This window comes from Streptomyces sp. NPDC040410 (genome assembly GCF_055595715.1).
Window position 1 is genome coordinate 193033 of record NZ_JBVIVK010000007.1, and the last position, 20522, is coordinate 213554.

Below are 20522 nucleotides of genomic sequence, written 5' to 3' on the forward strand. Positions count from 1 at the left end.
GCGGAAACGACGGCGCCGGGTCCCCGGTCGACGCCGGGCGCTACGCGGGAACGCGGCGGTCGACCCACGTCCACAGCGCCTCCAGGGCGACCGCCGCCACCGCCGAGATGCCGACCGCGATCCACGGCATCGTCATGCCCACCAGCTTCAGCGCGAAGAAGTGCTGCAGCCACGGCACCACCAGCACCAGCAGGAACGCCGCGCCCATCGACGCCACCAGGGCGATCCGCCACCAGGTGTAGGGGCGGGCGATGATCGCCAGCACCCACATCGAGACCAGGAACAGCGTCAGCGTGGCGGCGCTGGTCTCCGCGTCCAACGCGCCGCTTCCGGTGTAGTGGTGACGGGCGATCAGGTAGGTGGCGAAGGTCGCCACCGCCGCCACGACTCCACCCGGGACCGAGTACCGCATGACCCGCCGTACGAAGTTGGGTTTCGCCCGTTCCTTGTTGGGGGCGAGGGCGAGGAAGAACGCCGGGACGCCGATGGTGAGGGTGGACAGCAGGGTCAGGTGGCGCGGCAGGAACGGGTACTCCACCTGCCAGCACACCACCAGGACGGCCAGCAGCACCGAGTAGACCGTCTTCACCAGGAAGAGCGTGGCCACCCGGGTGATGTTGCCGATGACTCGCCGGCCCTCCGCGACCACCGAGGGAAGCGTCGCGAAGCTGTTGTCGAGCAGCACGATCTGCGCGACGGCCCGGGTCGCTTCGGACCCCGACCCCATGGACACCCCGATGTCGGCGTCCTTGAGGGCCAGTACGTCGTTCACGCCGTCGCCGGTCATCGCGACCGTGTGGCCGCGCGACTGCAGGGCGCCCACCATGTCCCGCTTCTGCTGCGGGGTGACCCGCCCGAACACCGTGCCGTCGTCGAGGGCCTTCGCCATGTCGTCCCTCTCGCCGGGCAGCCGACGCGCGTCGACGGTGCTGCCGGACAGCCCGAGCTTCGAGGCCACCGCGCCCACCGAGACCGCGTTGTCCCCGGAGATCACCTTGGCGTGGACGTCCTGTTCGGCGAAGTAGCGCAGCGTGTCGGCCGCGTCGGGGCGCAGCCGCTGTTCCAGTACGACGAGCGCGGCGGGCCGGGCACCCTTGCCGACCTCGGGGTCGTCGAGGTCACGTGCGGCACGGGAGAGCAGCAGCACACGCAGGCCCTTCTCGTTGAGCCTCTCGGTCTCGGCGAGGGCGGGGTCGTCCTTGTCCAGCAGCACGTCCGGTGCCCCGAGCAGCCACGTACTGGCCTCGCCGTTGCCCTCGCTGAACGAGGCGCCGCTGTACTTGCGGGCGGAGGAGAAGGGGAGTGACTCGGTGCAGCGCCAGTCTTCGGCGTCCGGACAGGCGGCGATGATGGCCTGGAGCGAGGCGTTCGGCCGGGGGTCGGACTCGCCGAGGGCGCCGAGGACCTTCCGTACGTACGTCTCGTCGCTGCCGCCCAGGGCCCGCAGCTCGGTGACGTCCATGCCGCCCTCGGTGAGGGTGCCCGTCTTGTCGAGGCAGACCGTGTCGACGCGGGCGAGGCCCTCGATGGCGGGCAGCTCCTGGACGAGGCACTGTTTCCGGCCGAGGCGGATGACGCCGATGGCGAAGGCGACGGAGGTCAGGAGCACCAGCCCCTCGGGGACCATGGGCACGATGCCGCCGACCGTGCGCGCGACGGAGTCCTTGAGGTCGTTGTTCTTCACGACGAGCTGGCTGATGATCAGGCCGATCGCGGTCGGGACCATCATCCACGTCACGTACTTGAGGATCGTGGAGATGCCGGAACGCAGCTCGGAGTGGACGAGGGTGAAGCGGGAGGCCTCCTCGGCGAGCTGGGCTGCGTAGGCCTCGCGCCCGACCTTGGTCGCCTGGAAGGCGCCCCCGCCGGCGACGACGAAACTCCCGGACATGACCTGGTCACCGGGCCGCTTGACTACGGGGTCGGCCTCGCCGGTGAGCAGTGACTCGTCGATCTCCAGCCCGTCGGCCTCGACGCACACGCCGTCGACGACGGCCTTGTCCCCGGGCCCGATCTCGATCAGGTCGTCGAGCACGATCTCGGACGTGCCGACCGCGGAGGCGACGCCGTCCCGCCGTACCGTGGGCCGGGCCTCGCCTATCACGGCCAGTGAGTCGAGGGTCTGCTTCGCACGCCACTCCTGGACGATGCCGATACCGGTGTTGGCGATGATCACGAAGCCGAAGAGGCTGTCCTGGATCGGCGCGACGACCAGCATGATCAGCCAGAGCACGCCGATGATCGCGTTGAACCGGGTGAAGACGTTCGCGCGGACGATCTCGCCCATGGTGCGGCTGCTGCGCACCGGCACATCGTTGACCTGACCCCGCGCGACCCGCTCCGCGACCTCGGCGGCGGTCAGACCGGTCGCGGCCACCGCCCGGACCGGGGCGGGGTGCACGGGATCGAGTCCGGCGCCCGCGTCGATGTGCGTCATGCATCCGACGGTACGTGCGGTTTCACGGCTTCACCCGCCGAGTGCGCGGAAGATCCGACCTGGGGATGAGGGGAGGGGAGGCGGTGTGGTGCCGTGGTTGTACGGGGTGCCGGCCACTCCGCAGCACGGGCCCTGACCTACTCCGCAGCAGGGGCCTTGGCGCCTTCGTCCTCCGCCTCGGCCGCCGCCCTCTTGATCGCCGCGTCGCGTTTGCGGACGTACCAGATGCCGATGAGTCCGAGGCCGCTGCCGGCCAGGCATGTCCACACCCACCAGGTGTGGCCGTGGTCGTCGAACCAGCCGTAGAAGGGGAGCTGGACGAGGAAGAGGACGAACCAGACGATCGTGCCGCCGATGATGGTGGCGACAACGGGGCCCTCCAGGGGCTCCGGCGCCTCGTGCTTGGGGGTCCACTTCGCCATGCAGACAGCTTACGAGGCGATCGGATCTACGCGCGGAGATGGCGTCTCCGTGTCAGCGCGCTGGGCCTGGCCTGAGCGCCGGGGTCATCGGAACCGCCGGGGTCAGGTGGCCCCGTTGACCCCGTAGAACCTCTCCGTCTCCTCGACGGCGGTCTGGAACCGCTCGTCGAAGTCGTCGCGGATGAGCGTCCGGACCACATAGTCCTGGACGCTCATTCCCCGTTTCGCCGCATGGTGCCGGAGCCGTTCGAGCAGCTCCCCGTCCATCCGCAGGCTGAGCACGCTGGTCCCCATGACACGAGGGTCGTCGGACCGCACCCCGCGTTGCGTCACTTTCCGGAGCCAGCTCACTCGTAAGGGTGATGCTCGGGTTTCAGTGGCGGGTCTCACGGGAATCCCGGCGCGCCCCAGCTTGTTTAGCGAGAGTAATGAGTTACCCTAAAGAGATGCCGGACCTTACCCATGGCGACGACGCTGCCGCCGTGAACTCCCTTCGCTCCGCCGTGATGCGACTCTCCCGTCGGCTCAAGCACCAGCGGGTCGACGAGTCGCTGAGCCCCACCGAGATGTCGGTACTGGGCACCCTGTCCCTCTGCGGCAAGGCCACCCCGGGCGAACTCGCCCGCAAGGAGCACGTACAGCCGCCGTCGATGACCCGCATCGTGGCGCTGCTCGAAGCCAAGGGTCTGGTCCGTCTGGAGCCGCACCCCGAGGACCGGCGCCAGAAGGTGGTCAGCAAGACCGAGCAGGCCGAGGCGATGCTCGAGGAGAGCCGCCGCAAGCGCAACGCCTTCCTGGCCACCCTGGTCGACGGCCTCGACGAGGACGAGTGGGCGAAACTCCGCGCCGCCGCCCCCGTACTGGAGAAGCTCGCACACCTGTAAGAAGCATGTACCGAGGAGGCGAACCCGTTTGAGTTCGGGACCCGGAGCAGACTCCGCCCCCGCACCGACCACCCACGACTCCCAGTCCACCCCCGAGACCCCCGACCCTGCCGGTACCACCCGCAGGTCCTCGATGTTCAGCTCGCTGAAGATCCGGAACTACCGCCTCTTCTTCATGGGCCAGGTCGTCTCCAACATCGGCACCTGGATGCAGCGCATCGCCCAGGACTGGCTGGTCCTCAGCCTCACCGGCTCCTCCACCGCCGTCGGCGTCACCACGGCCCTGCAGTTCCTGCCGATGCTGTTCTTCGGCCTGTACGGCGGTGTCCTGGTCGACCGTCTGCGCAAGCGCCCCACACTGCTCGTCACCCAGGTGGCGATGTCCGTCACCGCGCTCGCGCTCGCCGTCCTCACGATCTCCGGTCACGTCCAGGTCTGGCACGTCTACCTCGCCGCCTTCGCCGTCGGCCTCGCCACGGTCGTCGACAATCCGGCCCGCCAGTCCTTCGTCTCCGAACTCGTCGGGCCGGGCCAGCTGCAGAACGCGGTCAGCCTGAACTCCGCGAACTTCCAGTCGGCCCGTCTGGTCGGCCCCGCCGTCGCCGGCCTGATGATCACCGGTGTGGGCACCGGCTGGGCGTTCCTCTTCAACGGCCTGTCCTTCGTCGCCCCCGTCGCAGGCCTCCTGCTGATGCGCGCGCGTGAACTGCACGTCGTCGAGCGCGCCCCGCGCGGCAAGGGACAGCTGCGGGAGGGCCTGCGCTACGTCGCCGGCCGCCCCGAGCTCATCTGGACCATCGTCCTGGTCGGTTTCATCGGCACCTTCGGCTTCAACTTCCCCGTCTACCTGTCGGCCTTCGCCGACGACGTCTTCCACGCGGGCGCGGGCTCCTACAGCCTCTTCAACACGCTGATGGCGATCGGCTCCCTGGCGGGCGCGCTGCTGGCGGCCCGTCGCGGCACGGCCCGGATGCGGGTGCTGATCGCGGCGGCGGCGGCCTTCGGCGCCATGGAGCTCGTGGCCGCGACCGCCCCCTCACTCTGGCTGTTCGCCCTGCTCATGGCCCCGATCGGCATGTTCGGCATGACGGTCAACGTCACCGCGAACACCAGCATCCAGATGACCACCGACCCGGCCATGCGCGGCCGCGTCATGGCCCTGTACATGATGGTCTTCCTCGGCGGCTCGCCGGTGGGCGCGCCGGTCGCCGGCTGGATCACGGACGCGTACGGCGTCCGGGCGGGCCTCGCGGTCGGCGGCGCCATCGCCGCGGCGGCGGCCGTCACGATCGGCCTGATCCTGGCGCGCGTGGGCAACCTACGGCTGTCGGTGGGCTGGAACGACGGGCACCCGCGGCTGCGGTTCGTGCCGCGGGAGCTGGAGGAGCCGGCCGCGGTGGCGTAGCTCGCCGGGCTGTCAGTCGCGGGGGAACTCGTCGGTTCTGAGGGTGAGGTCGACCACGGTGCCGGTGAGGTCCACGTCGTCTCCGAAGGTGACCTTCGTCTCGGTCGCGTAGTCGCCGTCCTTGGGGTGGGTGTGGATGTGGCACCTGCCCTGGTACGGGTCAGCGATCAGGTAGACGGGGATCTCTGCGGTGGCGTAGGCGGCCTTCTTCGGGCCGTAGTCGTTGGCGGCCGTACCCTTGGAGATCACCTCGGCTACGAACTCGACGTCTTCGTAGCGCCAACGGCCCTCCTCCGTCTGGGCAGCGCCTTCGGCCATCAGCGTCACATCGGTCGCGAATCCGTTGAGGTGCCCCGGGTAGTCGATGCGGACATCTGACTTCAGGCGCTTGCGGGCGTACTTGGCGCGCAACTGCTCGATGATGTCGAGGGTGATCTGCCAGTGCGTGTCCCGCTGCGGTGACATGACGATGGTCCCCTCGACGATCTCGACCTTGTATCCCTCGGGGATGTGCATCTCCTCGAGCCGATCGAACATCTCGTCGAGAAGACGCGTGTTGTCGCTCTCGGCCATCACGATCCTGTCTTCAAGGACGGTCATCTGGCGCTCCTCACCGGCTGCTCCTCGTTCGAGTGCAGCCGCGCAGTACAACGATACGCACGGTGACCATGACACGCCCGAACGCTGGCGTGCGGCAGGCAGACTGAGCCCATGAGACTCTTCGCCGCCGTGCTGCCCCCCGAGGCCGTGACCAGCGAACTCGCCGCCGAAGTGGCCGCGTTGCAGAAGCTGCCCGGTGCGGACGGGCTGCGCTGGACCGGCCGCCCCGGCTGGCACTTCACGCTCGCGTTCTACGGAGAGGGCGACGACGACCTCGTACCTGATCTGTCGGCCCGTCTGGAGCGCGTGGCGCACACGACGGACCCCTTTCCGCTGTCGTTGCGCGGCGGCGGCCAGTTCGGGCGCGGCCGTGCGCTGTGGGTCGGCGCGGAGGGAGACGTACAGGCGATGCGCCTGCTGGCCGGCCGCGCCGAGGCGGCGGCGCGCAAGGCGGGCCTGCCGACGGGGGAGCACCGCCGCTACAAGGCCCACCTGACGGTGGCCCGCAGCCGGGACGCGGCCGACGTACGGCCGTACGTCGACGCGCTCCGCGCGTTCGCGAGCCACCCTTGGACGGTGACGGAGCTGGTGCTGATGCGCAGCAACCTGCCGAAGTCGGGGGTGCCGGGGGAGCAGCCCCGCTACGAGGCGGTCGCCCGGTGGCCGCTCGGAGCGGCCGGTTAGTCTCGAGTACGTGGACCCGAAAACCCGGAACCGGATCATGGCCTGTGCGCTTGTGCTGATGTTCGTCGTGGTGGCGCTCGCGGCGGCGCTCGGAAGGTAGTTCCGAGAGACCGCCGCCACGACGGGCGCCAGTGGGGCGACAGTGCTGACAAGCGCCGAATGGGACCCTTGCCTTGAGCGGACTCGAAGGAGTTCGCTGGGGACTCATGAAGTACACGCAGCTCGGACGCACGGGACTCAAGGTCAGCAGGCTGGTCCTCGGGACCATGAACTTCGGACCGCAGACCGACGAAGCCGACAGCCACGGCATCATGGACGCGGCGCTGGACGCGGGACTGAACTTCTTCGACACGGCCAATGTCTATGGCTGGGGCGAGAACAAGGGCCGTACCGAGGAAATCATCGGCAACTGGTTCGCGAAGAGCGCCGTGAACCGCGACAAGGTCGTCCTCGCCACCAAGGTGTACGCCAACATGGCCGCGGACGGCGAAGCGGCCTGGCCCAACCACGACAAGCTCTCCGCGCTGAACATCCGGCGGGCCGTCGACGCGTCGCTCAAGCGGCTGCAGACCGACCACATCGACGTGTACCAGTTCCACCACGTCGACCGCGCCACTCCCTTCGAGGAGATCTGGCAGGCCATCGACGTGCTGGTACAGCAGGGCAAGATCCTCTACGCGGGGTCCTCCAACTTCCCCGGCTACAAGATCGCCCAGGCCAACGAGATCGCCGCGAAGCGGGGCGGCACCATCGGTCTCGTCAGCGAGCAGTGCCTCTACAACCTCGCCGAGCGCCGCGCCGAGATGGAGGTCATCCCGGCCGCCGAGGAGTACGGCCTCGGGATCGTCCCCTGGTCGCCGCTGCACGGCGGTCTGCTGGGCGGGGTCATCAAGAAGGAGGTCGTGGGCGGACGCCGCGCCTCCGGCCGCGCGGCCGACACCCTCAAGGACCCGGCCGCCCGCGCGCAGATCCAGTCGTACGAGGACCTCCTCGACAAGCACGGCCTGGAGCCCGGCGAGGCGGCCCTGGCCTGGCTCCTCACCCGTCCCGCCGTCACGGGCCCGATCGTCGGCCCGCGTACGGCGGAACAACTTGCGTCCGCGCTGCGGGCGGTCGAGATGGAACTGTCGGACGAACTCCTGGCCGGCCTCGACGAGATCTTCCCGAGCCCGGGCCCCTCCCCGGAAGCGTTCGCCTGGTGACGTCTTGAGCGCGCCGTTTCGCGTGGTGGCCGCCGCGGCCTCGGCCGACACGGGAGTCGGGGGCGCCGGCCGGGCCTGCCGTCGGATGCCTGGCCGGGGTCAGGCGGCGTAGGGCTCGCCCAGGTCCCAGGCCTGGTGCATCGCGTCCGCGAAGGCCGCCGCGATCTTGTGCTCGCCGCTCGCGTTGGGGTGCGTGCCGTCGTAGGTGTCCGTGTAGATGTCGTACGACGCCGGCGTCGACGCCACCAGCAGCGGCGACCGGCGTTCGTCCAGGTCCGCCGCCGTCTTCGCGAGCAGTTCGTTGAAGCGGGCGACCTGCGCGTGGAAGTCGGTGTCCGACTCGGCGCGGACGTTCGGGATCACCGGCAGCAGCACCATCCGCACGCGCGGGTTGGCCGCCCGTGCCTGCGTGACGAAGTTCCGTGCGTTCTCCGCCGTCTGTTCGGCGTTCGTGTAGAAGCCCAGGTCGATCAGGCCCAGGGAGACCAGCAGGACGTCGGCCCGGTGCGTCCGGACCGCCTCGCCGATCAGCGGGGCCATGTGCAGCCAGCCCTCGCCCCAGCCCGCGAGGTGGGCGCGCGGGAAGTCCGGGTCGGCGTACTCGTACGAGGTGGGGGCGTCCGTCGCCTTGTCGTGCAGCGTCTCGCGCGGGCCGACGAGAGCGAACGGGCCGCCGTACGTCTCGCGCAGGTGCTGCCACAGCCGGTAACGCCATGTGTGTTCGCCTGCGCTTCCGATGGTCATGGAGTCGCCGACGGGCATGAACCTGAGCATCCGCTCATGATGGACGATCAGCGCGACGGGCGGGGTGTGAGGCCGGACACGCCCGCTGAACAGGAGGCGGGGATGGCAGGCTTGGGGGCATGCGTCGCTCTCTTGCGTTCCTTGCCGCGGGCCTCCTCACCGGCGTGCTCGCCGTTCCGGCAGCCGCCGCGGACGGAGACGAGGGGTTCACGATCTCGGACCCCCGGATCACGGAGTCCAGCGGACTCGCCGCCTCGCGCCTCCACCCCGGCATCTACTGGACGCACAACGACAGCGACGACGGTCCCTACCTCTACGCCGTCGACAGCGCCACCGGCAAGACGGTCGCCCGGATCACCCTCACCGGCGTCGGCACCCCACGCGACGTCGAGGCCATCTCCATCGGGCCCGACGACCAGATCTACGTCGGCGACATCGGCGACAACCTCGGCGGCAGCTGGGACTACGTGTGGATATACCGGCTGACGGAGCCCAAGGAGCTCAAGGACCAGACGATCCGGGCCACGCAGTACGTCGTGAAGTACTCGGACGGGGCCCGGGACGCCGAGTCGCTCGTCGTGCACCCCAAGACCGGGCGCGTCTACATCATCGACAAGAACGAGGACGGCGGGCATCTGTACGAGGGGCCCGCCAACCTCTCCCCGTCCGGTACGAACGTCTTCGAGCCGGCCGCCGCCGTCGACCTGTGGGCCACCGACGCCGCCTTCTCCCCCGACGGGAAGCAACTGGCCGTAAGGGGCTACTTCGGCGGTATCTGGTACGCCTGGAACGGCGGCGAGATCAAGCGGGAGGGGCGGCTCAGCGTCCCCCTGGGACAGGGGGAGTCCGTCAGCTACTCCGCCGACGGCACGAAGCTCATGCTCGGCACCGAGGGCGCGGACAGCGAGGTCGTGGCCGAGGACGCGCCCGGGGACAGCGGGGACGGCGGTTCCAGGTCACCTTCGTCGAGCGGCAGTTCGTCGGACGCGGAAGGCGACGGCGGAAGCGACGACTACAAGGTCGGTGCCCTCGCCGTGGCGGTCGCCTGCGCGGCCGTGTTCGGACTCCGGCGGCTGTTCCGGCGGTCGTGACTCTCGGCCCTGCGCCCGCTGTTCCCTCGTACGTGCCGCCCCTCCGCCCTGCGCGGTCCGGCGGGCGACGAACACCTCCAGGCCGACGGCGGCATGAGCCTGCGCACGACGAAGGGCGCCCGGTGTTCGCCGGGCGCCCTTCAGCGTCGTAGCGGAGACGGCTACAGCTTCTCGATCACGTAGTCGACGCACTTCGTCAGCGCCTCGACGTCCGCCGGGTCGACCGCCGGGAACATGGCGATGCGGAGCTGGTTGCGGCCGAGCTTGCGGTAGGGCTCGGTGTCGACGATGCCGTTGGCGCGCAGAACCTTGGCGACGGCGGCGGCGTCGATCTCGTCGGCGAAGTCGATCGTGCCGATGACCTGGGACCGCTTGGCCGGGTCGGCGACGAACGGGGTCGCGTACTTGCTCTCCTCCGCCCAGCTGTACAGGCGGGTCGAGGAGTCCTTCGTGCGGGCCGTGGACCAGGCGAGGCCGCCCTGGCCGTTGAACCACTCCAGCTGCTCGTTGAGGAGGAACAGGGTGGCCAGCGCCGGGGTGTTGTACGTCTGGTTCTTGCGGGAGTTGTCGATCGCCGTCGGCAGGCTGAAGAACTCCGGGACGTGACGGCCGGAGGCGTGGACGCGCTCGGCGCGCTCGATCGCGGCCGGGGAGAAGATGCCGATCCACAGGCCGCCGTCGGAGGCGAACGACTTCTGCGGGGCGAAGTAGTAGACGTCGGTCTCGGCGATGTCGACCGGGAGGCCCCCGGCGCCGGAGGTGGCGTCCACCAGGACGAGGGAACCCTCGTCGGCGCCCCGCACGCGTTTGATGGGGGCGGCGACACCGGTGGAGGTCTCGTTGTGGGTGAAGGCGTAGACGTCGACGCCCGCCTCCGCCTGCGGCTCCGGGTGCGTGCCGGGGTCGGAGGAGATCACGGTGGGCTCGGCCAGCCAGGGGGCCAGCTTCGCGGCCTTGGCGAACTTGGAGCTGAACTCGCCGAAGTTGAGGTGCTGCGACTTGTTGTCGATCAGGCCGTGCGTCGCGACGTCCCAGAAGGCGGTGGAGCCGCCGTTGCCGAGGACGACCTCGTAACCCTCGGGGAGGGAGAACAGCTCGGCGAGGCCCTCGCGGACCTTGCCGACCAGGTTCTTGACCGGGGCCTGGCGATGGGAGGTACCCATAAGGGACGTGCCTGTCGCGGCGAGGGCGTCCAGCGCCTCGGTCCGCACCTTGGAGGGACCCGCGCCGAAACGTCCGTCCGCGGGCTTGATGTCAGAGGGAATCTGGATCTCAGCCACGAGGCGGAGGGTATCTCTTCGGTGAAACCGGACGGAAACTTGTCCGTTCGGTGAGACGACTCTTCCACTGCTTGGACTCTGGGGGAATTCACCGGGTCCCACGGGCGGTCTGTGACCGTCAGTGGTCGCGTGCATCCTTGACGTATGACGAATGCGGAGGACGACGAGGCCGTCGGGGCTCTCGATGCGGAGCTGCGCGGAGCCGTCCGGGGTGAGGTGGGGTTCGACGTCACCTCCCGGGCGCTGGTCACCATGGACGCGTCCAACTACCGCCGCATCCCCCTCGGCGTCGTCGCCCCTCGGGACGCCGACGACGTGGCGGCCGTGCTGGAGGTGTGCCGGCGGCACGGCGTGCCGGTCGTGGCGCGCGGCGGCGGTACGTCGATCGCGGGCCAGGCGACCGGCACGGGCGTGGTGCTGGATTTCACCCGCCACATGAACCGGCTGCTGTCGGTCGACCCCGTGGCGCGTACGGCGGTCGTGCAGCCGGGGCTGGTCCTGGACCGCCTCCAGGAGGCCGCCGCCCCGCACGGGCTCCGCTTCGGCCCCGACCCCGCCACTCACAGCCGCTGCACGCTCGGCGGGATGATCGGCAACAACTCGTGCGGCTCCCACTCGGTGGCGTGGGGGACGACGGCGGACAGCGTGCGTGAGCTGTCGGTGGTCACCGCGCGCGGGGAGCGGCTGCGGCTCGGGCAGGGCTGGGCCGGCGCGCCCGGCGGCCTGCGGGAGCTGGTGGAGGGCGAGCGGGCGCGCCTGCGCACCGGGTTTCCCGAGCTGCCCCGCCGTATCTCCGGCTATGCGCTGGACGCCCTGCTTCCGGAGCGGGGCACCGACGTGGCCCGCTCCTTCTGCGGTTCGGAGGGCACGCTGGGCGTGCTGACGGAGGCGGCCGTACGACTGGTCGAGGCGCCCCGCGCGCGTGCGCTCGCCGTGCTGGCGTACCCCGACGAGAGCGCGGCCGCCGAAGCGGCGGCCGGACTGCTGCCGCACCGGCCGCTCACCGTGGAGGGGATGGCGGCGGACCTGGTGCCGTCCGCCGCCGCGCTGCCGAGGGGCGGGGCCTGGCTGTTCGTGGAGACGGGCGGGGAGTCGGAGGGGGAGGCACGCGCGCGTGCGGAGGCGGTCGTGCGGGCGGCCGACGTCGTCGACTCGCTGGTGGTGACGGATCCGGCCGGGCAGCGGGCGCTGTGGCGCGTCCGCGAGGACGCGAGCGGTACGGCGACGCGCACGCCGGACGGCACGGAGGCGTGGCCCGGCTGGGAGGACTGCGCGGTGCCGCCGGCCCGGCTCGGCGCGTACCTTCGGGACTTCAGGCGGACGCTCGCCGCGTACGGTCTGCGCGGCACGCCGTACGGCCACTTCGGGGACGGCTGCATCCACGTCCGCATCGACTTCGACCTGATCACCCGGGCGGGGATCGCCCGCTTCCGGCGCTTTTCGGAGGAGCTCGCCGAGCTGGTCGTCTCGCACGGCGGTTCGCTGTCCGGCGAACACGGGGACGGGCAGGCGCGCGCCGAGCTGCTGCCCCGGATGTACGGCGCGGAGATGGTCGCCCTGTTCGAGCGGGCGAAGGGTGTCTGGGACCCGGACGACCTGCTCAACCCCGGGATGCTGGTCCGCCCGGCGCCCCTCGACGCGAACCTCCGCTTCTCCGCCCTGCCGCGGCAACCCGTGGATGTCGCCTTCGGCTACCCGGGGGACGGCGGGGACTTCTCGGCGGCGGTGCGCCGCTGCGTGGGCGTGGCGAAGTGCCGTACGACATCCGTGTCCGGCCCGGCGGTGATGTGCCCCTCCTTCCGGGCGACCGGCGAGGAGGAGCACTCCACGCGCGGGCGTGCCCGGCTGCTGCACGAGATGCTCGCGGGTGAGCTGGTGACGGACGGCTGGCGGTCGGCCGAGGTCCGCGACGCGCTGGACCTGTGCCTGTCCTGCAAGGGCTGCCGGTCCGACTGCCCGGTCGAGGTCGACATGGCCACCTACAAGGCGGAGTTCCTGCATCACCACTACGGGGGACGGCGCCGCCCGGCCGCCCACTACACGATGGGGTGGCTGCCGGTGTGGCTGCGCTGGGTGGCGCGTCTGCGCGCGGCCCGGGTGGTCAACGCGCTCGCTTCGGTACGGCTGTTCGCGCGGGCGGCGAAGCGGCTCGGTGGGATCGATCCCGAGCGGGAGATTCCGCGCGTGGCGGCGCAGACGTTCAGCCGGCTGTGGGGGAGGCGGATCGAGGAGCGGGTGCGGCTGCCGGCGGCCGGGCGGCGGCCGTTCGGCGACGGGCCGCGCGAGACCGTCCTGCTGTGGCCGGACACCTTCACCGAGCACCTCTCGCCGTCCGTGGGGCAGGCGGCCGTGCGCGTGCTGGAGTCGGCGGGCGTCTCGGCGGTTCTCCCGCCGACGCTGCGGATGAAGAGGTCGCCGGAGGGCAGATCGGTCGGCTTCAGCCCGCTGACCGCCCGCCGTGGCCGGGTCTGCTGCGGCCTCACCTACGTGTCGACGGGCCAGCTCGACCGCGCCCGTACGGTGATGCGCCGCACCCTCGACCTGATGGCACCGCTTCTGGAGACCGACGTCCCGGTCGTCGTCCTGGAGCCCAGCTGCGCCGCCGCCCTCCGCACGGACCTGCCCGAACTGCTTCACGACGACCCGCGCGCGGCCCGCCTCGCCGCCCGGGTCCTCACGTTCGCACAGGCACTGGAGCGGCTGGCCCCCGACTGGACCCCTCCCGCACTGAACCGTCCGGTCGTCGGCCAGACCCACTGCCACCAGCACGCGGTACTCGGCGACGCGGCCGACCTCCGCCTGCGCGAGGCGGCGGGCCTGACCGGAGCCCTGAGCGGCGGCTGCTGCGGCCTCGCGGGCAACTTCGGCTTCGAAAAGGGCCACTTCGAGGTGTCGCGGGCGTGCGCGGAGGACCAGCTGCTGCCGTCGGTACGGGGCGCGGCGGGCGGGACGGTGGTCCTGGCGGACGGCTACTCGTGCCGTACGCAGCTTGAGCAGTTGGCGGGCGTGCGCGGGAGGCATCTGGCGGAGGTGCTGGCGGAGGGGCTGCCGGAGGGGCTGGAGGCGTCGGATTCCCGGGACGGGCGGGGCTGATCCCCGGACGGCCGCGGCTGATCCCGGGAGACGGACTCCGACGACCTACGCTGACAAGATCAGCCACTGGAAGGAGCCCCGCCCATGACCCTCCGCCTGCGGCCCGTCTCCCGCGGCGAGCACCTCGCGTTCGTCGCGTCCCGCCCCTCCGCCAGTCACATGCAGCTCCCCTCCTGGGGCGAGGTGAAGCCCGACTGGCGGGCGGAGCGACTGGGATGGTTCGAGGAGGGCCGGGGTGAGGAGCGGCTCGTCGGGGCGGGGCTCGTGCTGATGCGGCCGTTGCCGAGGCTGAAGAAGTACCTCGCCTATCTGCCCGAGGGCCCGCTGATCGACTGGTACGCCCCCGACCTCGGCCGCTGGCTGGAGCCGATGCTCGCGTACCTCAAGGGGCGGGGCGCCTTCTCGGTGAAGATGGGGCCGCCCGTCGTGGTACGCCGCTGGAGCCCCGACGCGGTCAAGGCGGCGATCGCCGACCCGGACGCCCGGCGTCTGCGGGACGCGCAGGCGACCTCCTACGAGCCGCGTGCCGCCGACATCGCCGACCGGCTGCGGCGCGCGGGCTGGCGGCAGAGCGAGCCCGGCAGCGAGGACGGCTTCGCCGCAGGACAGCCCCGGTACGTCTGCCAGGTCCCGTTCGCCGGACGGTCCCTGGAGGACATCCACAGCGGCCTGAACCAGCAGTGGCGGCGCAACATCAAGAAGGCGGAGAAGGCAGGCGTCAAGATCGTCCGCGGCGGCCACGAGGACCTGCCCGCCTTCTACGAGCTGTACACCGAGACCGCCGAGCGCGACAGCTTCATCCCCCGCCCGCTGCCCTACTTCCAGCGCATGTGGACCGCCCTCACAGCCGAGGACCCCGACCGCATGCGGCTCTACCTCGCCCACCACGACGGCGACGTCCTCGCCGCGGCCACGATGCTGACCGTCGGCGACCACGTCTGGTACTCCTACGGCGCCTCCACCAGCCGCAAGCGCGAGGTCCAGCCCAACAACGCCATGCAGTGGCGGATGATGACCGACGCCCACGAGCTCGGCGCCGCCGTCTACGACTTCCGGGGCATCACCGACACGCTGGAGGAGTCGAACCATCTGCTGGGCCTGCTGCGGTTCAAGGTGGGCGCGGGCGGAGAGGCCGTCGAGTACCTCGGTGAATGGGACTTCCCGCTGAACCGGCTGCTCCACAAGGCGCTGGATCTGTACATGGCCCGGCGCTGAGCCGACGGGGCCGGCTCGCGCGGGACAGTCGCATAAAGGGTTTGCACGCCTGACTAAGTCTATTACCCTGGACTCTGACGTACAGCAAGATGGACGAGCCGCAAGCCGATACCCCGGAAGGCCCCGTGAGCACCCCCAGCGCCATCCCGTCGGCCGTCCCCGCGACGAGCCGCACGCCCGCCCCGTCCGGCGCCCCGCACCGCTCAGGCTCCCTCGGGCCCGTCGGTCTGGTCCTCGCCGGAGGCGTCTCGGTGCAGTTCGGCGGCGCGATCGCGGTGATGCTGATGCCGAGGGCGGGCGCACTGGGCGTCGTGGCGCTACGGCTGCTCGTGGCGGCCGTGGTCCTGCTCCTGGTCTGCCGCCCCCGCCTGCGCGGGCACTCGCGCACGGACTGGGGCACGGTGATCGTCTTCGGCATCACGATGGCCGCGATGAACGGCCTCTTCTACCAGTCGGTCGCCCGCATCCCGCTGGGCCCGGCCGTCACGCTGGAGGTCCTCGGCCCCCTCGCCCTGTCCGTCGTGGCGTCGCGAAGAGCGCTCAACCTGGTGTGGGCCGGGCTGGCCCTCGCCGGCGTCTTCCTGCTCGGGGGTGGCGGCTTCGGCGACCTCGACCCGGCGGGCGTCGCCTTCGCGCTGGGCGCGGGCGCGATGTGGGCGGCGTACATCGTCTTCAGCGCCCGCACGGGTCGCCGCTTCCCACAGGCCGACGGCCTCGCGCTGGCGATGGCGGTGGGGGCGGTCCTCTTCCTGCCGCTGGGCATCGCCGAGTCCGGGGCGAAACTCGTCGACCCGGTGACGCTCGGCCTGGGAGCGGCGGTGGCGCTCCTCTCCTCCGTCCTGCCCTACACCCTCGAACTCCTCGCCCTGCGCCGCCTGCCTGCCTCGACCTTCGCGATCCTGATGAGCCTGGAACCGGCCATCGCGGCGACGGCGGGCTTCCTCATCCTGGACCAGGCCCTGTCCGCGATGGAGGCCGCCGCGATCGCGCTCGTCATCGCGGCGAGCATGGGCGCGGTGCGGACGCAGGTGGGGCGGGCGAAGGCAGTGGGCGCGGGGACGGCTTCCTGACGGTTGTCGCGGCGTGGTGAGGCTCGGTGGGACTGGGGACGGGCTCGACGACCGACCCGAGCCGCGCCAACGTGAGCCCCACCGCCTCCCGTGCCCTGCGCAGCTCAGAGCCGTGGCAGTCCAACGGCGACGCACTCGGGTCGAGTTCGCGGCTTCGCATGCCGACGACCTCCGATCGCCGAGAGTGGCGAGACGGGTGCGCACAGGTGGCCGAGCCGTGGAAAACAAATCAATGCAATCATGCTTGATTGTTTCTGGGGGCGCTGCCATGCTCCCCACATGGCCGATCCGACGCCCGTATTCGACGACCTGCGTGCAGAGAGCGACGAACTCGACCGGCTCGTTGCCGGGTTGAGCCCGGAGCGGTGGGCCCTTGCGACCCCCGCCCCCCGCTGGAGCATCGCCCACCAGATCGCCCATCTCGCCTGGACCGACCACTCGGCCCTGCTGGCCGTGACCGACGCGGCAGCGTTCCGCACGCTGGCCGAGAAGGCCCTCGCCGTGCCGGAGTCGTTCGTGGACGAAGGGGCCGAGGAGGGAGCCCGGCTCGCGCCCGCCGAGTTGCTGTCGAGGTGGCGGGAGGGACGGGCCGCACTCGACAAGGCCCTGCGCGAGACCCCGCACGGGGCCCGTTTCCCCTGGTACGGCCCGCCCATGTCGGCCGCCTCCATGGCCACGGGCCGTCTGATGGAGACCTGGGCCCACGGCCAGGACGTGGCGGACGCACTGGGTGTGGTGCGCCCACCCACCGACCGGCTTCGGCATGTGGTGCGCATCGGGGTGCGGGCGCGGGACTTCGCGTTCGGTGTGCACGGACTACCGGCCCCCGCGGGCGACTTCCGTGTGGAACTCGTCGGCCCCTCCGGCGACTTGTGGGCGTACGGCCCCGAGGACGCCGACCAGCGCGTCACCGGCCCCGCCGTCGACTTCTGCCTCCTGGTCACCCGGCGCGCCCACCGCGACGACCTCGCCGTACGGGCCGTCGGCCTCGAAGCCGACCGCTGGCTGGACATCGCCCAGGCCTTCGCGGGCCCGCCCGGCACCGGTCGCCCGTCGAAGGGAGCCGCCGGGTGACCCTCCGCACCCTCCGTATCGGCAACGCCTCCGGCTTCTACGGCGACCGTTTCGACGCGATGCGCGAGATGCTCACCGGCGGCGAACTGGACGTCCTGACCGGCGACTACCTCGCCGAGCTGACCATGCTCATCCTGGGCCGCGACCGGCTGAAGGACCCCGGCGCCGGATACGCCCGCACCTTTCCGCGGCAGATGGAGGAGTGCCTGGGGCTGGCGCACGAGCGGGGCGTGAGGATCGTAACCAACGCCGGCGGGCTCAACCCCGCCGGACTGGCCGAGCGCGTACGGGAGTTGGCCGCCCGGCTCGGCGTCCCCGTCCGCATCGCGCACGTCGAGGGCGACGACCTCACCGCCGCCCTCCCCCAAGCTCCCGACCTCGCTCGACCAGGGGGGACCCCCATCGGCAGCCTCGCCGCCCACGCCTACCTCGGCGGCTTCGGCATCGCGGCCTGCCTCAAGGAGGGCGCCGACGTCGTGATCACCGGGCGTGTCACGGACGCGGCCCTGGTCACCGGTCCGGCGGCGGCCCACTTCGGCTGGGCCCCGGACGCCTACGACCGGCTCGCCGGTGCCGTCGTCGCCGGGCATGTGCTGGAGTGCGGGGCGCAGGCCACCGGCGGCAACTACGCCTTCTTCCGCGACGGCGACGTCCGGCGCCCCGGCTTCCCGCTCGCCGAGCTCCACGAGGACGGCACCGCCGTCATCACCAAGCACCCCGGCACGGGCGGTCTCGTCGACGTCGGCACGGTGACCGCCCAGCTGCTGTACGAGACCGCCGGGGCCCGGTACGCGGGACCCGACGTCACCGCCCGCCTCGACACCGTACGGCTCACCCAGGACGGCCCCGACCGGGTGCGGGTCGAGGGCGTACGAGGGGAAGCCCCGCCACCCGCCCTCAAGGTCGGCCGCAGCCGGCTCGGCGGCTTCCGCAACGAGGTCGCCTTCGTCCTGACCGGACTCGACATCGAGGCCAAGGCCGCTCTCGTGCGCGAGCAGATGACCGACGCGTTGGCCGAGGCGCCGCCCGCGGAGGTCCGTTGGGAGCTCGTCCGTACCGACCGGGCCGACGCCCCGACCGAGGAGACCGCGAGCGCCCTGCTCCGGCTCGCCGTGCGGGACCCCGACCAGGAGACGGTGGGGCGGACGCTCAGCGGGGCCGCCGTCGAGCTGGCGCTCGCCAGCTACCCCGGCTTCCATGTGCTGGCCCCACCGGGAAAGGGCGCGCCCTACGGCGTCTTCGAGGATGTGTACGTCCCCCATGGTGCCGTCGGCCATGTGGCCGTCCTCCACGACGGGCGCCGGATTCCCGTGCCCCCGGCCCAGGACACCCTCGTACCGGACGACGTGCCGCAGCCGCCCCCGCCCGAGCCGCTGCCGCCGGCCGGAGCGACCCGCCGCGCCCCCCTCGGCCTTGTCGCCGGTGCCCGCAGCGGCGACAAGGGCGGCAACGCCAACGTGGGCGTCTGGGCCCGCACGGACGACGCCTGGCGATGGCTCGCCCACACCCTCACCGTCGACCGGTTCCGTGAACTCCTCCCGGAGACGGCCGACCTGAAGGTGGTCCGGCACGTCCTGCCCAATCTGCGCGCCCTCAACTTCGTCGTCGAGGGCATCCTCGGCGAGGGCGTCGCCGCCCAGCACCGATTCGATCCGCAGGCCAAGGCCCTCGGCGAATGGCTGCGCTCCCGCCACCTGGACATTCCGGAGGCCCTCCTGTGACGGTCATCGCGTCCGCCCTCGACGCCGACGGCCCCGAGCACCGGGCCAACCGTGAGGCCATGCTCGCCAGGCTCGCCGAACTCGACGCCGAGCACGCGAAAGCCCTCGCGGGCGGCGGCGAGAAGTACATCGCCAGGCACCGCGGGCGCGGCAAGCTCCTCGCCCGTGAGCGCATCGAGCTGCTCCTCGACCCCGACACCCCCTTCCTGGAGCTGTCGCCGCTGGCCGCCTGGGGCAGCGGCCACACGGTCGGCGCCTCGCTCGTCACCGGCATCGGGGTCGTCGAGGGCGTGGAGTGCCTGATCACCGCCAACGACCCGACCGTGCGCGGCGGCGCCAGCAACCCGTGGAGCCTGAAGAAGGCCCTGCGGGCCAACGACATCGCCCTCGCCAATCGGCTGCCCTGCATCAGCCTCGTCGAGTCCGGGGGCGCCGACCTGCCGTCCCAGAAGGAGATCTTCGTCCCCGGCGGCGCCGTCTTCCGCGACCTCACCCGGCTCTCCGCCGCCGGCATCCCGACCGTCGCCGTCGTCTTCGGGAACTCGACCGCGGGCGGCGCGTACGTCCCCGGCATGTCCGACCACGTGATCATGGTCAGGGAGCGCGCGAAGGTCTTCCTCGGCGGGCCGCCGCTGGTGAAGATGGCCACCGGCGAGGAGAGCGACGACGAGTCGCTCGGCGGCGCGGAGATGCACGCGCGCGTGTCGGGCCTCGCCGACTATTTCGCCGTCGACGAGCAGGACGCCCTGCGCCAGGCGAGACGGGTGGTGGCCCGCCTCAACCACCGCAAGGCGTACGGGGATCCGGGCCCGGCGGCACCCCCGAAGTACGACGCGGAGGAGCTCCTCGGCATCGTCCCGGGCGACCTCAGAACCCCCTTCGACCCGCGCGAGGTCGTCGCCCGGACCGTCGACGCCTCCGACTTCGACGAGTTCAAGCCGCTGTACGGGACGAGCCTCACGACCGGGTGGGCCACCCTCCACGGCTATCCCTTGGGCATCCTCGCGAACGCCCAAGGAGTCCTGTTCAGCGAGGAGTCCCAGAAGGCCGCCCAGTTCATCCAGCTCGCCAACCAGCGCGACATCCCGCTCCTCTTCCTGCACAACACCACGGGGTACATGGTCGGCAAGGAGTACGAGCAGGGCGGCATCATCAAGCACGGCGCGATGATGATCAACGCGGTGTCCAACAGCAGGGTGCCGCATCTGTCGGTCCTCATGGGGGCGTCGTACGGGGCCGGCCACTACGGCATGTGCGGGAGGGCGTACGACCCGCGCTTCCTGTTCGCCTGGCCCAGCGCCAAGTCCGCCGTCATGGGCCCGCAGCAGCTCGCCGGCGTGCTGTCCATCGTCGCCCGGCAGTCGGCGGACGCGAAGGGGCAGCCGTACGACGAGGAGGCGGACGCCGCCCTGCGGGCCATGGTGGAGCAGCAGATCGAGTCCGAGTCGCTGCCGATGTTCCTGTCCGGGCGGCTGTACGACGACGGCGTCATCGACCCGCGCGACACCCGCACCGTCCTCGGCCTGTGCCTGTCCGCGATCCACACCGCGCCCTACGAGGGCGCGCGCGGTGGCTTCGGCGTCTTCCGGATGTGAGGTCC

At 71.4% G+C, this 20522-nt stretch carries 17 protein-coding genes and 1 pseudogene; 11 read left to right on the forward strand and 7 right to left on the reverse strand.

Annotated elements, in window-relative coordinates:
* Window positions 1-40: 40 nt before the first annotated feature.
* From ACZ562_RS17220 to ACZ562_RS17230, 3 genes are all read right to left on the reverse strand, one after another.
* Window positions 41-2437, reverse strand: a complete 2397-nt coding sequence (locus tag ACZ562_RS17220) for an HAD-IC family P-type ATPase (RefSeq protein ID WP_471179312.1) — start codon at window positions 2435-2437, stop codon at window positions 41-43.
* A 137-nt stretch (window positions 2438-2574) separates the two neighbouring features.
* A complete protein-coding gene (locus ACZ562_RS17225) occupies window positions 2575-2859 on the reverse strand; it encodes a DUF2530 domain-containing protein (RefSeq protein WP_471179315.1) in 285 nt (94 codons plus the stop codon).
* A 102-nt stretch (window positions 2860-2961) separates the two neighbouring features.
* Window positions 2962-3153 (reverse strand): ribbon-helix-helix protein, CopG family, encoded by a 192-nt coding sequence (locus ACZ562_RS17230; RefSeq protein ID WP_471179318.1) that lies wholly within the window; start codon window positions 3151-3153, stop codon window positions 2962-2964.
* 152 nt (window positions 3154-3305) lie between these two features.
* Between ACZ562_RS17230 and ACZ562_RS17235 the strand changes: the two genes are divergently transcribed.
* Both ACZ562_RS17235 and ACZ562_RS17240 read left to right on the forward strand, forming a co-directional pair.
* Entirely contained in the window at window positions 3306-3743 is a 438-nt protein-coding gene (locus ACZ562_RS17235) for a MarR family winged helix-turn-helix transcriptional regulator (protein ID WP_471179321.1), read from the forward strand.
* Window positions 3744-3771: 28 nt separating this feature from the next.
* Window positions 3772-5148 carry an MFS transporter gene (locus tag ACZ562_RS17240; protein ID WP_471179324.1) on the forward strand — a complete coding sequence of 459 codons (1377 nt, stop codon included), beginning with the start codon at window positions 3772-3774 and terminating at the stop codon, window positions 5146-5148.
* A gap of 12 nt (window positions 5149-5160) precedes the next feature.
* Here ACZ562_RS17240 and ACZ562_RS17245 read toward each other — a convergent pair whose 3' ends face one another.
* On the reverse strand, window positions 5161-5748 hold the full coding sequence (locus ACZ562_RS17245) for a Uma2 family endonuclease (RefSeq protein ID WP_471179326.1): 588 nt from the start codon (window positions 5746-5748) through the stop codon (window positions 5161-5163).
* A 111-nt stretch (window positions 5749-5859) separates the two neighbouring features.
* On the opposite strand from ACZ562_RS17245, the gene thpR reads away from it, so the two are divergent.
* Window positions 5860-6432, forward strand: a complete 573-nt coding sequence (thpR, locus tag ACZ562_RS17250; protein WP_471179329.1) for an RNA 2',3'-cyclic phosphodiesterase — start codon at window positions 5860-5862, stop codon at window positions 6430-6432.
* Between the two features lie 206 nt (window positions 6433-6638).
* Complete coding sequence (locus tag ACZ562_RS17255; protein WP_471179332.1) at window positions 6639-7634, forward strand: aldo/keto reductase; 996 nt, start codon at window positions 6639-6641, stop codon at window positions 7632-7634.
* Window positions 7635-7733: 99 nt separating this feature from the next.
* Here the strand turns inward: ACZ562_RS17255 and ACZ562_RS17260 are convergent, their stop codons facing one another.
* Entirely contained in the window at window positions 7734-8408 is a 675-nt protein-coding gene (locus ACZ562_RS17260) for an SGNH/GDSL hydrolase family protein (protein WP_471179335.1), read from the reverse strand.
* Between the two features lie 89 nt (window positions 8409-8497).
* Here ACZ562_RS17260 and ACZ562_RS17265 point away from each other — a divergent pair, with 89 nt between their 5' ends.
* Complete coding sequence (locus tag ACZ562_RS17265; RefSeq protein ID WP_471179338.1) at window positions 8498-9469, forward strand: WD40 repeat domain-containing protein; 972 nt, start codon at window positions 8498-8500, stop codon at window positions 9467-9469.
* Window positions 9470-9630: 161 nt separating this feature from the next.
* Here ACZ562_RS17265 and serC read toward each other — a convergent pair whose 3' ends face one another.
* On the reverse strand, window positions 9631-10749 hold the full coding sequence (serC, locus tag ACZ562_RS17270; protein WP_471179341.1) for a phosphoserine transaminase: 1119 nt from the start codon (window positions 10747-10749) through the stop codon (window positions 9631-9633).
* Between the two features lie 144 nt (window positions 10750-10893).
* On the opposite strand from serC, the gene ACZ562_RS17275 reads away from it, so the two are divergent.
* From ACZ562_RS17275 to ACZ562_RS17285, 3 genes are all read left to right on the forward strand, one after another.
* Window positions 10894-13842 (forward strand): FAD-binding and (Fe-S)-binding domain-containing protein, encoded by a 2949-nt coding sequence (locus ACZ562_RS17275; protein ID WP_471179343.1) that lies wholly within the window; start codon window positions 10894-10896, stop codon window positions 13840-13842.
* An 84-nt stretch (window positions 13843-13926) separates the two neighbouring features.
* Window positions 13927-15057: a lipid II:glycine glycyltransferase FemX gene (locus ACZ562_RS17280; RefSeq protein WP_471179346.1), complete on the forward strand. Its 1131-nt coding sequence runs from the start codon at window positions 13927-13929 to the stop codon at window positions 15055-15057.
* 89 nt (window positions 15058-15146) lie between these two features.
* Entirely contained in the window at window positions 15147-16127 is a 981-nt protein-coding gene (locus tag ACZ562_RS17285; protein ID WP_471179349.1) for an EamA family transporter, read from the forward strand.
* A gap of 46 nt (window positions 16128-16173) precedes the next feature.
* Here ACZ562_RS17285 and ACZ562_RS17290 read toward each other — a convergent pair.
* Window positions 16174-16287: pseudogene (locus ACZ562_RS17290) on the reverse strand (XRE family transcriptional regulator); the annotation flags it as partial.
* A gap of 119 nt (window positions 16288-16406) precedes the next feature.
* On the opposite strand from ACZ562_RS17290, the gene ACZ562_RS17295 reads away from it, so the two are divergent.
* From ACZ562_RS17295 to ACZ562_RS17305, 3 genes are read left to right on the forward strand one after another with little or no spacing between them, the layout of a single operon-like run.
* Window positions 16407-17201 (forward strand): TIGR03084 family metal-binding protein, encoded by a 795-nt coding sequence (locus tag ACZ562_RS17295; protein WP_471179351.1) that lies wholly within the window; start codon window positions 16407-16409, stop codon window positions 17199-17201.
* Window positions 17198-18922 carry an acyclic terpene utilization AtuA family protein gene (locus ACZ562_RS17300; protein WP_471179354.1) on the forward strand — a complete coding sequence of 575 codons (1725 nt, stop codon included), beginning with the start codon at window positions 17198-17200 and terminating at the stop codon, window positions 18920-18922. The genes ACZ562_RS17295 and ACZ562_RS17300 overlap by 4 nt, the downstream gene beginning before the upstream one ends.
* Entirely contained in the window at window positions 18919-20517 is a 1599-nt protein-coding gene (locus ACZ562_RS17305; protein WP_471179357.1) for an acyl-CoA carboxylase subunit beta, read from the forward strand. Before ACZ562_RS17300 ends, ACZ562_RS17305 begins: the two co-directional genes overlap by 4 nt.
* Window positions 20518-20522: the final 5 nt, after the last annotated feature.

Excerpts from the sequence above, each read along its gene's own strand:
- ACZ562_RS17220 (WP_471179312.1), bottom strand. The coding sequence starts at position 2,437 with ATGACGCACATCGACGCGGGCGCCGGACTCGATCCCGTGCACCCCGCC.
- ACZ562_RS17225 (WP_471179315.1), bottom strand. The coding sequence starts at position 2,859 with ATGGCGAAGTGGACCCCCAAGCACGAGGCGCCGGAGCCCCTGGAGGGC.
- ACZ562_RS17230 (WP_471179318.1), bottom strand. The coding sequence starts at position 3,153 with ATGGGGACCAGCGTGCTCAGCCTGCGGATGGACGGGGAGCTGCTCGAA.
- ACZ562_RS17235 (WP_471179321.1), top strand. The coding sequence starts at position 3,306 with ATGCCGGACCTTACCCATGGCGACGACGCTGCCGCCGTGAACTCCCTT.
- ACZ562_RS17245 (WP_471179326.1), bottom strand. The coding sequence starts at position 5,748 with ATGACCGTCCTTGAAGACAGGATCGTGATGGCCGAGAGCGACAACACG.
- thpR (WP_471179329.1), top strand. The coding sequence starts at position 5,860 with ATGAGACTCTTCGCCGCCGTGCTGCCCCCCGAGGCCGTGACCAGCGAA.
- ACZ562_RS17255 (WP_471179332.1), top strand. The coding sequence starts at position 6,639 with ATGAAGTACACGCAGCTCGGACGCACGGGACTCAAGGTCAGCAGGCTG.
- ACZ562_RS17260 (WP_471179335.1), bottom strand. The coding sequence starts at position 8,408 with ATGCTCAGGTTCATGCCCGTCGGCGACTCCATGACCATCGGAAGCGCA.
- ACZ562_RS17265 (WP_471179338.1), top strand. The coding sequence starts at position 8,498 with ATGCGTCGCTCTCTTGCGTTCCTTGCCGCGGGCCTCCTCACCGGCGTG.
- ACZ562_RS17275 (WP_471179343.1), top strand. The coding sequence starts at position 10,894 with ATGACGAATGCGGAGGACGACGAGGCCGTCGGGGCTCTCGATGCGGAG.
- ACZ562_RS17280 (WP_471179346.1), top strand. The coding sequence starts at position 13,927 with ATGACCCTCCGCCTGCGGCCCGTCTCCCGCGGCGAGCACCTCGCGTTC.
- ACZ562_RS17285 (WP_471179349.1), top strand. The coding sequence starts at position 15,147 with ATGGACGAGCCGCAAGCCGATACCCCGGAAGGCCCCGTGAGCACCCCC.
- ACZ562_RS17295 (WP_471179351.1), top strand. The coding sequence starts at position 16,407 with ATGGCCGATCCGACGCCCGTATTCGACGACCTGCGTGCAGAGAGCGAC.